The sequence below is a fragment of the Pseudomonas sp. NFACC13-1 genome (genome assembly GCF_900104425.1).
GTDB lineage: Bacteria > Pseudomonadota > Gammaproteobacteria > Pseudomonadales > Pseudomonadaceae > Aquipseudomonas > Aquipseudomonas fluorescens_AA.
The window spans coordinates 42,627-53,447 of the sequence record NZ_FMXV01000038.1 but is presented as its reverse complement, the minus strand read 5'-3'; the positions used below and the strand labels follow the sequence as shown (position 1 = coordinate 53,447).

Below are 10,821 nucleotides of genomic sequence, written 5' to 3'. Positions count from 1 at the left end.
GAGCCGGTCTGCGGATATACGTGGGGAATCTGCTCAGGCATCAGAACATTGGAATGGAGATGATCAAGGACGGGGTATGGAATGTGATCTTCGGTCCGGTGATCCTAGGTCACGTCAATGCCAGGGACGCAAAGAACGGCTATGTTTCAATAAAAGTGTCACCTATGTGAATGCACTTTTTTGTAACCCATGTGGTTGTCCCGTACATGCCCCACCACTCGGCACCTCGCCTAGGCTCGGTGTGCCCTCACTCCGGCATTGCTCCGTGGGCCCGCCGCGAAGGGCCATCCATGGCCCAGCGCGGCTATCCCGGCATCCATGCCGGGATGCCCACTGCGCAATACCTGCGTTCGGCCAGCGTGGTCAACGGGGCCCCCAGATCAAAAGCCCGCCGAGGCGGCGTTATAGCCGACCTGGTTCTTGATGGAGACCGCGTTTCCCCTGTGGGAGCGGGCTTGCCCGCGAAGGCGGCCTGACAGCCGGCCTGGTTCCCTCGGGTGTACCCGATTCACTGGTTGAAGCAATACACCTCCCTTGCCACGGGGTTTGCGGTGGGTCGGAAGGCTGTATAAATCATTCAGAGGTGTCGGACGGATCTGCTCCTCAGAACGAAAGATCCGACAAGCTTTTAAGGTTGTCCCTCGGAAGTGGGCTCTCTAACCTTTTGCGTGTCGCTGCCATTCAGCGACCGGGCGTGAGAAACCCGAATAATAGGCATCCAGCCTCTGTACCTGCATAATTGCCGCCAGCTTATCCGCTGCCTGTAGTAAATGCGTTATGGCGGCTGTGTGCGGGCAGGCCTCGGTCTGGCCGAGTACCTATTCTCGGATTTCTCACCCCTGCACATAGCTGCCACCACTTTGCCGAGTGAGAAACGGCAAGTGATGGTCCTCATCACTAAATAGGTACAAATCAATGGATAAGCCAGTCCCCGACCCACCCTTCAACAAAACCAATCCCCTTTCCGGCTTCGACGCCATCGAAGACCTACTCAAAGACCGCGCCGCCGCCGAGCGTGCCCTCGATCATTACCTGAATCCAAAAAAACCGGAGCCAAGCACCGATCAGCGCATCGATAGCCTGTTTTCAGTCACCGCCAAAGCCGACACCGATACGCTGCTCACCAGCACCTCGGAAACCCTGGCCTCGATAAAAGCCATGGCCGAGGACTTGGCTTTCGAAGTGGAGGGCACGCGTCGGAGCGTGGCGTTGGGGATTCATCAGTTGGTGGAGCTGTGCCAGTTGCTGGTGGACAAGGCATTGGATCAGGTCGAGACACCGGCCAGTTCGGCCTGCCCGCCCACTTAAGGTCGGGCACCGTCCTGTGGCGAGGGGATTTATCCCCGCTGGGCTGCGAAGCAGACCCAGGCCTGACACCTCGGTGTGTCAGGTAGATTGAGTCGCTGCCTTTGGGGCTGCTGCGCAGCCCAACGGGGATAAATCCCCTCGCCACAAGGGTGTTTCACTGGGCTGGATGTCTCTGTCAGACAACCATCACTGCAACAACACCTCAACCACCCCATCCGCCGTCATCGTCACCTTGCTGGTGCCCGCTTCCACGTCAGGTGTCACGGACTCAGCATCCATGGACGCGCCTTTCATCATCATCTGCGGGCGCATGTACGGTTGTGGGTAGCCGTTGGTATTGAAGTTCAGGTTGACGATCTTGTAACCCTTGCCGCCCAGGGCTTCGGTGGCCAGTTGAGCGCGGGCCTTGAAGGCGTTGACGGCGTCTTTGAGCAGGGCGTCTTCGCTGCTCTGGCGGGTGGCGGTGGCGATGGCGAAGTCCATGCCGCCCATCTTCATGTCGCCCAGCAGCTCGCCGGTGAGTTTGGACAGTGCCGCGAAGTCGGCGCTTTCCAGGCGCAGTTCGGCGCGTTCGCGCCAGCCGGTGATTTTCCCGCCTTTGTTGTCGTAGATCGGGTAGCTGTTGCGGCTGCCCTGGCGCAGGGTGATGTCCTTGACCTCTTTAGCCTGGCCAATGGCTTTGTTCACCGTGGTGGTGATCGCGGCGGCGAGTTTGGCCGGGTCGGTGTTCTGTTCTTCGGTGTAGAGGGTGACGATCATCAGGTCACGGGCCACTTCCTGGCTGGCTTCGGCGCGCAGGGAAATCTGGTTGTAGTGAAGCTCGTCGGCGGCCAGGGCCGGCAGGCTGGCGACGGTGCCGAGGCTGAAGGCGAGCAGGGCGGCGGGGCGACTGAACGTGTGCATGAAAGCTCCTTGGGATGAGGCGCAGGGGTGAGGTCCGGGCCTGCGTGAAGGATAAGACTCTAGCTTTTATGGGTGGGTTCGCACAGTTACAACTTCTATACAGATACCTGAAGCCAATGAAGAGCCCCGTGGCGAGGGAGCTTGCTCCCGCTGGAATACGTCGTAGGAGCTGACGAGTGCAACGAGGCTGCGATCTTGTTCCGGCTAATTGAGTCGTGAGCGAAGGATCAAAAGATCGCAGCCTTCGGCAGCTCCTACACGCAGGCCAGCGGGAGCAAGCTCCCTCGCCACAAGGGGTATATGCAGCATTGAGAGCTGTGGCGCTTTGCCGCATATCTGCCGCTGCAACCCGCGCCTTGGTTATACTCCGTGCGATCCGCCTGGAGCGCTCATCAGGAGAGCTCATGCTCGCCCCTTTGCAAATGACTTCCGCTTCCCGCCAGAACCTCTGGCGTCTGACATTCATCCGTATTCTGGTCCTGGCGGCCCAGGCCGGCTCCGTGGGGCTCGCCTATTGGTTCGACCTGCTGCCGCTGCCCTGGCTGCAGTTGGCGATCACTCTGGTCTGTTCCAGCGTGCTGTGCGCGCTGACGGCGATTCGCCTGCGTGCCTCGTGGCCGGTGACCGAGCTGGAATATGCGGTGCAACTGGCGTGTGACCTGTTTATCCACAGCGCGCTGCTGTATTTCTCCGGCGGCTCCACCAACCCCTTCGTCTCTTATTACCTGGTGCCGCTGACCATCGCCGCGGTGACGTTGCCGTGGCGGTTTTCGCTGATCCTTTCCGGCATCGCCCTGGCCCTGTACACCTTGCTGCTGGCGCGGTTCTATCCGCTGGAAACCTTTCCCATCGCCCGGGAGAACCTGCAGATCTACGGCATGTGGCTGAGTTTTGCCCTGGCGGCGGCGGTCATCACGTTTTTTGCCGCGCGCATGGCCGAGGAGCTCCGCCGCCAGGAAGAACTGCGGGCCATCCGCCGTGAAGAGGGCCTGCGGGACGAGCAATTGCTGGCCGTGGCAACCCAGGCTGCCGGTGCCGCCCATGAGCTGGGCACACCGCTGGCGACCATGAGCGTGCTGCTCAAGGAAATGCGCCAGGACCATCACGACCCGGCACTGCAGGACGATCTCAGCGTGCTTCAGGACCAGGTCAAGCTCTGCAAGGAAACCCTGCAATACCTGGTGCGTGCCGCCGAGGCCAATCGGCGGCTGGACATCGACATGCAGGCAGTCACCTTCTGGCTCGACGATGCGCTGAACCGCTGGCACCTGATGCGCCCGGAAGCCAGTTATCGCTTCCAGTGCCTGGGCAAGGGCGTGGTGCCGCGCATGGCGCCGCCGCCAGACCTGACCCAGGCGCTGTTGAACCTGCTGAACAATGCCGCCGATGCCTGTCCCGACAACCTGGAAGTGGCGTTGGACTGGAACGCTTATGAATTGACCATCTGCATTCGCGACCACGGCGCCGGCGTGCCGCTGGCGATTGCCGAGCAGATCGGCAAGCCGTTCTATACCACCAAGGGCAAAGGTTTCGGCCTGGGCCTGTTCTTGAGCAAAGCCAGCGTGACACGCGCCGGCGGCTCGGTGAAACTCTACCCCCATGAGGAAGGCGGCACGCTCACCGAGCTGCGCCTGCCCCATGCCGACCGAGGAGACGAAACATGAGTGACGAGATCCAAGTCGACGGCGAAGAACTGCCGCACCTGTTGCTGGTGGATGACGACGCCACGTTTACCCGCGTCATGGCCCGGGCCATGTCCCGTCGCGGCTTTCGCGTCAGCACCGCCGGTTCCGCCGAGGAAGGCCTGACCATCGCCCAGGCCGACCTGCCGGACTACGCCGCCCTGGACCTGAAAATGGATGGCGATTCCGGCCTGGTGCTGCTGCCCAAGTTGCTGGAGCTGGACCCGGAAATGCGCGTGGTGATCCTCACCGGTTATTCGAGCATCGCCACGGCGGTCGAGGCCATCAAGCGCGGCGCCTGCAATTACCTGTGCAAACCGGCGGATGCCGATGACGTGCTGGCGGCGCTGTTGTCCGAGCACGCCGACCTCGACACCCTGGTGCCGGAAAACCCCATGTCGGTGGATCGCCTGCAATGGGAGCACATCCAGCGGGTGCTGACCGAGCACGAAGGCAATATCTCCGCCACCGCCCGCGCCCTGGGCATGCACCGGCGGACCCTGCAGCGCAAATTGCAAAAGCGTCCCGTGCGTCGCTGAACCTGCGCTGAACAGGTGTTGTCCACCCTCGCGACATATCGGGCCGTTGCTTTATGATCGGCCCCAGCGTCATGTATCACAAATACTGTTCCTTTTTGACGGCGTCTGTTGCCGTCATGCTGCGTTGCCGCTCCTCGCCATAGCGGGCTATGACTCGTCGCGGCGCCTTGCCTGACGACAACAGCCACTCGTCAAAAAGAAACGTATTTGCGAAACATGACACTAGTTCTTTTCTTTATAGAGCCTTAACCATGAATCAGAACGCTGAATATTCCGCGGTCAATGACGCGGTGCGCGGGCAGTTTTTCCGCCGTGTCTGGCAAATGACCACGCCGTACTGGCGCAGTGAGGAGAAGGGCAAGGCCTGGACGCTGTTGATCGCCGTCATCGCGCTGTCGCTGTTCAGCGTGGCGATCTCGGTGTGGATCAACAGTTGGTACAAGGATTTCTACAACGCCCTGCAGGAGAAGAACAGCGCGGCGTTCTGGCAGTTGATCCTGTATTTCTGCGGCATCGCGGCGGTGGCGATCCTTGGCGCCGTCTATCGCTTGTACCTCACGCAGATGCTCACCATTCGTTGGCGGGCCTGGCTGACCGAGCAGCATTTCGCCCGCTGGCTGGGCAACAAGAATTACTACCGGCTGGAGCAGGGCGGCTATACCGACAACCCGGACCAGCGGATTTCCGAAGACCTCAACAGTTTCACCACCAATACCCTGGGCCTGGGGCTGGGATTGCTGCGCACCGTGGTCAGCCTGGTGTCGTTCTCGATCATCTTGTGGGGCGTGTCCGGCAGCATCGAAGTGTTCGGCTACACCATCCCCGGCTACATGTTCTGGTGCGCCCTGGTGTATGCGGCGGTGGGCAGTTGGCTGACGCACCTGATCGGCCGACGCCTGATCGGGCTGAACAATAACCAGCAACGCTTCGAAGCCGACCTGCGTTTCTCCATGGTCCGGGTGCGTGAAAACGCCGAGAGCATTGCGCTGTACAACGGCGAGCCGAACGAGAACCGCCGCCTGAGCGGGCGCTTCGGCCTGGTCTGGCATAACTTCTGGGACATCATGCGGGTGTCCAAACGCTTGACGTTCTTCACCTCCGGCTACGGCCAGATCGCGATCATCTTCCCGTTCATCGTGGCCGCGCCGCGCTACTTCGCCGGCAAGATCCAACTGGGCGAGCTCATGCAGATCAACTCGGCGTTCGGCAATGTGCAGGAGAACTTCAGCTGGTTCATCAGCGCCTACGCCGACCTTGCCGCGTGGCGCGCCACCTGCGATCGTCTGTTGAGCTTCCGCCAGGCCATGAGTGACAACGAAGACCGCGTGCCGGCCATCGATGTGCAGAACCAGGGGAGCGCGTTGGCGGTTCATAACCTCGGCTTGGATCTGGCCGACGGTCGTCATCTGCTCGACAACGCCGATATGAGCGTGGCGCCGGGCGAGCGGGTCATGCTCAGCGGTCGTTCCGGCAGTGGTAAATCGACCCTGTTTCGCGCGATGGGGCATTTGTGGCCTGCGGGGCACGGGACGATCCGGCTTCCGGCGGCGCGTTACCTGTTCCTGCCGCAGAAGCCCTATCTGCCCATTGGCAGCCTGCGGGAAGTGTTGAGTTATCCACAGGCTGGCGACGTCTACCCCAACGAACGTTATGCACAGGTGCTGGAAACCTGCCGCCTGCCGCACCTGATCCCGCGGCTGGATGAAAGCAACCACTGGCAGCGCATGCTCTCGCCTGGCGAGCAGCAACGCCTGGCCTTTGCCCGTGCATTGCTTTATGCACCGCAATGGTTGTACATGGACGAAGCCACGTCGGCGATGGACGAAGAAGACGAGGCGACGCTGTATCAGGCGCTGATCGACCAGTTGCCGGGCCTGAGCATCGTCAGCGTCGGCCACCGAAGCAGTTTGAAACGTTTCCATCCGCGACATGTGCGTATCGAAAATGGCCAACTGGTGGAGCGCACCGTGACAGCATAAACACCCAAAACCTGTGGGAGCGAGCTTGCTCGCGATAGCGATGTATCAGTTGATATTGATGTGGCTGACTCACCGCCATCGCGAGCAAGCTCGCTCCCACAAGGGTTTGTGGTGAATCGGATGTTCATGTCTACAACCGATCCAATGTGGGAGCGAGCTTGCTCGCGATGAAGGCGACTAGGTGTCAGCCCTCGACTCGCCACTGCTCCCACGGTGATCGTACAACCACGTTGCGCTATGATGTTGTCATTCAGCCGCTTGCCGAGACACAGACACAATGGAAAACCCGATCGACATACCCCGCCTTCCCCGCAAGCGCCGCAGCCTGGCGCAGGAGCTGGTGACGGTGCTGACCGAGCAGATTCGCGACGGCCTGCTCAAGCGTGGCGATAAATTGCCCACCGAGTCGGCGATCATGGAAGCCCATGGTGTCAGCCGTACTGTGGTGCGCGAGGCCATTTCCCGGTTGCAGGCCGCCGGCCAGGTGGAAACCCGCCATGGCATCGGCACCTTCGTGCTGGACACGCCCAGCCCGAGCGGTTTTCGCATCGACCCGGCCACGGTCGTCACCTTGCGGGACGTGCTGGCGATCCTGGAGTTGCGCATCAGCCTGGAAGTGGAGTCCGCCGGGCTCGCGGCGCAGCGCCGTAGCGACGAGCAACTGGCGACGATGCGCGCCGCCCTCGACGCCTTGAAGGAAAGCGCCGCCCACGCCAGCGATGCGGTGGCCTCGGACTTCGCCTTCCACCTGGAAATCGCCCTGTCCACCGGCAACCGCTACTTCACCGACATCATGACCCACCTGGGCACTAGCATCATCCCGCGTACCCGGCTGAACTCGGCGCGCCTGGCCCACGACGACCACCAGCACTACATGGATCGCCTGAGCCGCGAGCACGAGGAAATCTATGAAGCCATCGCCCGCCAGGACTCTGACGCGGCCCGTGCGGCCATGCGCTTGCACCTGACCAACAGCCGCGAAAGGCTGCGCCAGGCCCATGAAGAGGCCCAGGCCCAAGGTTGATCTGACCAGCCGAGCCACCGCTATCGCGAGCAGGCTCGCTCCCACAGTGATTTCTTGTGATCACTGGATTCAGGTCCGCCACAATCCCCCTGTGGGAGCGAGCCTGCTCGCGATGGCGTCCGGTCAACCGCCGCTGTGCCTGGGCGCCTAGGGCTCGATCTTCAACTTCACCGACGGATCGGAATACAAGTCATACCCCGATTCATTGGCAAACCGGTAGCGCAGTTCAACCTGTCGGCCCAGGTACTTTTGCAGTTCTGCCTTGGGTACGGTGACTTTCAGCCCCGTCAGTTTCACCATGCCGTCGTTGGCATCGTCCCAGGTGCCGGCCGCCACCTGCTGGCCGGACCAGTCGGGATGATCCTTGTTGGCACCGAGAATCGGGTAGACCGACCAATCGGCGGAGATTTCATTCGAGTCAGGAATCTGGACTTCCAGATTGGCCCCCAGCTTCGACAGGTTGATCGTGACCTTCTCGGCGGGTTTGTTGCCTGAGAACTGGGTGAGGATGGGCAGTGCAAAGTTCGCCATGGTGTCTCTCCCTGTGAGGCGACCGTGCGCATACGGTGACTCACTGTTAGATAGCAAGCCAGAAAACACTGGCCGGGCGGTCGCACGGCCACTGCTGCGTTATGCCTCCAACACACCGTCACGCCTACTGGCAGAGTCGACAGTGCTGACGAACGGTTTGTCTGCCTTTTTACCCTTCGATGACGAAATGCAGTTGACGCAGATTATTTAAGTTGTACGATGACCTACAACTTCTGGCCGAAGCTTAACCATCTCACACACATTTTGCGTCCCAGGGTGTTCGAATAATGAATCCACAAGAACTGAAGTCCATCCTCTCGTCTGGCCTGCTGTCGTTCCCGGTCACCGATTTCACTGCCCAAGGCGATTTCAATCGCGACAGCTACATCAAGCGCCTCGAGTGGCTGGCCCCGTATGGCGCCTCTGCATTGTTCGCAGCGGGCGGCACCGGTGAATTCTTCTCCCTGGCCGCCAGCGAGTATTCGCAGGTCATCAAGACCGCCGTCGATACCTGCGCCACCAGCGTGCCAATCCTCGCCGGTGTTGGCGGTGCCACCCGCCAGGCCATCGAATACGCTCAAGAAGCCGAGCGCCTGGGCGCCAAGGGCCTGCTGCTGCTGCCGCACTACCTGACCGAAGCCAGCCAGGACGGCGTTGCCGCCCACGTTGAAGCCGTGTGCAAATCGGTAAAAATCGGCGTGGTGGTGTACAACCGCAACGTTTGCCGCCTGAACGCCACTCAGTTGGAACAACTGGCCGAGCGCTGCCCGAACCTGATCGGCTACAAGGATGGCCTGGGCGATATCGAACTGATGGTGTCGATCCGTCGTCGCCTCGGCGACCGTTTCAGCTACCTGGGCGGCCTGCCGACCGCTGAAGTCTACGCCGCGGCCTACAAGGCCCTGGGCGTGCCGGTCTACTCCTCGGCGGTGTTCAACTTCATCCCGAAAACCGCGATGGACTTCTACCACGCCATTGCCCGCGACGATCACGAGACCGTCGGCAAAATCATCGACGACTTCTTCCTGCCTTACCTGGACATCCGTAACCGCAAGGCCGGTTACGCGGTGAGCATCGTCAAGGCCGGCGCGAAGATCGTTGGCTATGACGCGGGCCCTGTGCGCACGCCGTTGACCGACCTGCTGCCAGAAGAATACGAAGCCCTGGCCGCGCTGATCGACAAGCAAGGCAAGCAGTAACAGACCCGCCGAGGCCGCTGAGTGATCAGCGGCTTTTTGCGTAAGGTGGTTTGTTCGTTCCCACGCTCCCCGTGGGAATGCCACCAGGGACGCTTTGCGTCCCTAGACAGCTTTTGTAGAAGGAGTAGCTCCGTGGCAGATTCAAAGCGTTTCGATAACTACATCAACGGTCAGTGGGTGGCCGGTGCCGACTATTGCACCAACATCAACCCGTCTGACTTGTCCGATGTCATCGGTGAATACGCCAAGGCTGACGCAGCGCAAGTCAATGCCGCCATCGAAGCCGCCCGCGCCGCCTTCCCGGCCTGGTCGACCTCGGGCATCCAGGCCCGTCACGATGCCCTGGACAAAGTTGGCAGCGAGATCCTCGCCCGCCGCGAAGAACTCGGCCAACTGCTGGCCCGGGAAGAGGGCAAGACCCTGCCTGAAGCCATCGGCGAAGTGACCCGCGCCGGCAATATCTTCAAATTCTTCGCCGGTGAATGCCTGCGCCTGTCGGGCGATTACGTGCCGTCAGTGCGCCCGGGCGTCAACGTCGAAGTCACCCGTGAAGCCCTCGGTGTGGTCGGCCTGATCACCCCCTGGAACTTCCCGATCGCCATCCCCGCGTGGAAGATCGCCCCGGCCCTGGCCTATGGCAACTGCGTGGTGATCAAGCCGGCCGAGCTGGTGCCGGGCTGTGCCTGGGCCCTGGCCGAGATCATTTCCCGCGCCGGCTTCCCGGCCGGTGCGTTCAACCTGGTGATGGGCAGTGGCCGCGTCGTCGGTGAAGTCCTGGTCAACAGCCCGAAAGTCGACGGCATCAGCTTCACCGGTTCCGTGGGCGTGGGCCGGCAGATCGCGGTCAACTGCGTGTCGCGCCAGGCCAAGGTGCAGTTGGAGATGGGCGGCAAGAACCCGCAGATCATCCTCGACGACGCCGACCTCAAGCAAGCCGTCGAGCTGGCGGTGCAGAGCGCGTTCTACTCCACCGGCCAACGTTGCACGGCCTCCAGTCGCCTGATCGTCACCGCCGGCATCCACGACAAGTTCGTTGCGGCCATGGCCGAGCGCATGCAATCGATCAAGGTCGGTCATGCGTTGAAGACCGGCACCGACATCGGCCCGGTGGTTTCCGAAGCCCAGCTCAACCAGGACTTGAAGTACATCGACATCGGCCAGAGCGAAGGCGCGCGGCTGGTCAGCGGTGGTGGTTTGGTGACGTGCGATACCGAAGGTTACTTCCTGGCGCCGACCCTGTTCGCCGACAGCGAAGCGTCGATGCGCATCAGCCGCGAAGAGATCTTCGGCCCGGTGGCCAACGTCGTGCGCGTGGCCGACTACGAGGCGGCGCTGGCCATGGCCAACGACACCGAGTTCGGTCTGTCCGCCGGTATCGCCACCACCTCGCTGAAGTATGCCAACCACTTCAAGCGCCATTCCCAGGCGGGCATGGTGATGGTCAACCTGCCGACCGCCGGCGTGGATTACCACGTGCCGTTCGGCGGGCGCAAAGGTTCGTCCTATGGTTCGCGTGAGCAAGGTCGCTACGCGCAAGAGTTCTACACCGTGGTTAAAACTTCTTACATCGGATCGTAAGTGCGACACCGCCAGGGCGGGTGATCCCGCCCTGGCGTCACAATCTGCTGACCCGCATAAAAATAAATAGTGGGAGTA

The 10,821-nt window shown here is 61.4% G+C and carries 9 protein-coding genes and 1 pseudogene; 8 read left to right on the top strand and 2 right to left on the bottom strand.

The genetic code is table 11. From position 1 onward, the window contains the following. Positions 1–170 (top strand): annotated as a pseudogene (locus BLQ55_RS33025) (IS481 family transposase); the annotation flags it as partial. Between the two features lie 745 nt (positions 171–915). Beyond that, positions 916–1,308, top strand: coding sequence for a DUF6124 family protein (locus BLQ55_RS29065; RefSeq protein ID WP_092258899.1), 393 nt, complete (start codon positions 916–918; stop codon positions 1,306–1,308). A gap of 186 nt (positions 1,309–1,494) precedes the next feature. Here the strand turns inward: BLQ55_RS29065 and BLQ55_RS29060 are convergent, their stop codons facing one another. Next, entirely contained in the window at positions 1,495–2,211 is a 717-nt protein-coding gene (locus BLQ55_RS29060) for an SIMPL domain-containing protein (RefSeq protein ID WP_092204986.1), read from the bottom strand. A 404-nt stretch (positions 2,212–2,615) separates the two neighbouring features. Between BLQ55_RS29060 and BLQ55_RS29055 the strand changes: the two genes are divergently transcribed. From BLQ55_RS29055 to BLQ55_RS29040, 4 genes are all read left to right on the top strand, one after another. Then, positions 2,616–3,875 carry an ATP-binding protein gene (locus BLQ55_RS29055; protein ID WP_092258896.1) on the top strand — a complete coding sequence of 420 codons (1,260 nt, stop codon included), beginning with the start codon at positions 2,616–2,618 and terminating at the stop codon, positions 3,873–3,875. Beyond that, positions 3,872–4,432, top strand: coding sequence for a response regulator transcription factor (locus BLQ55_RS29050; RefSeq protein ID WP_003177957.1), 561 nt, complete (start codon positions 3,872–3,874; stop codon positions 4,430–4,432). Before BLQ55_RS29055 ends, BLQ55_RS29050 begins: the two co-directional genes overlap by 4 nt. Before the next feature lie 251 nt (positions 4,433–4,683). Next, positions 4,684–6,411 carry an ABC transporter ATP-binding protein/permease gene (locus BLQ55_RS29045; protein WP_072410830.1) on the top strand — a complete coding sequence of 576 codons (1,728 nt, stop codon included), beginning with the start codon at positions 4,684–4,686 and terminating at the stop codon, positions 6,409–6,411. A 277-nt stretch (positions 6,412–6,688) separates the two neighbouring features. Beyond that, positions 6,689–7,435, top strand: coding sequence for a FadR/GntR family transcriptional regulator (locus tag BLQ55_RS29040; protein WP_060739179.1), 747 nt, complete (start codon positions 6,689–6,691; stop codon positions 7,433–7,435). 147 nt (positions 7,436–7,582) lie between these two features. Here BLQ55_RS29040 and BLQ55_RS29035 read toward each other — a convergent pair whose 3' ends face one another. Further along, positions 7,583–7,966 (bottom strand): hypothetical protein, encoded by a 384-nt coding sequence (locus tag BLQ55_RS29035; RefSeq protein ID WP_060739178.1) that lies wholly within the window; start codon positions 7,964–7,966, stop codon positions 7,583–7,585. 287 nt (positions 7,967–8,253) lie between these two features. Between BLQ55_RS29035 and kdgD the strand changes: the two genes are divergently transcribed. Together kdgD and BLQ55_RS29025 are read left to right on the top strand one after the other, a co-directional pair. Further along, the gene (gene kdgD, locus BLQ55_RS29030; RefSeq protein WP_014336610.1) at positions 8,254–9,165 is read left to right on the top strand and encodes a 5-dehydro-4-deoxyglucarate dehydratase; all 912 of its coding nucleotides are present in this window, start codon (positions 8,254–8,256) and stop codon (positions 9,163–9,165) included. A gap of 132 nt (positions 9,166–9,297) precedes the next feature. Beyond that, positions 9,298–10,743 carry an aldehyde dehydrogenase family protein gene (locus BLQ55_RS29025; RefSeq protein WP_092258893.1) on the top strand — a complete coding sequence of 482 codons (1,446 nt, stop codon included), beginning with the start codon at positions 9,298–9,300 and terminating at the stop codon, positions 10,741–10,743. Positions 10,744–10,821 lie beyond the last annotated feature (78 nt).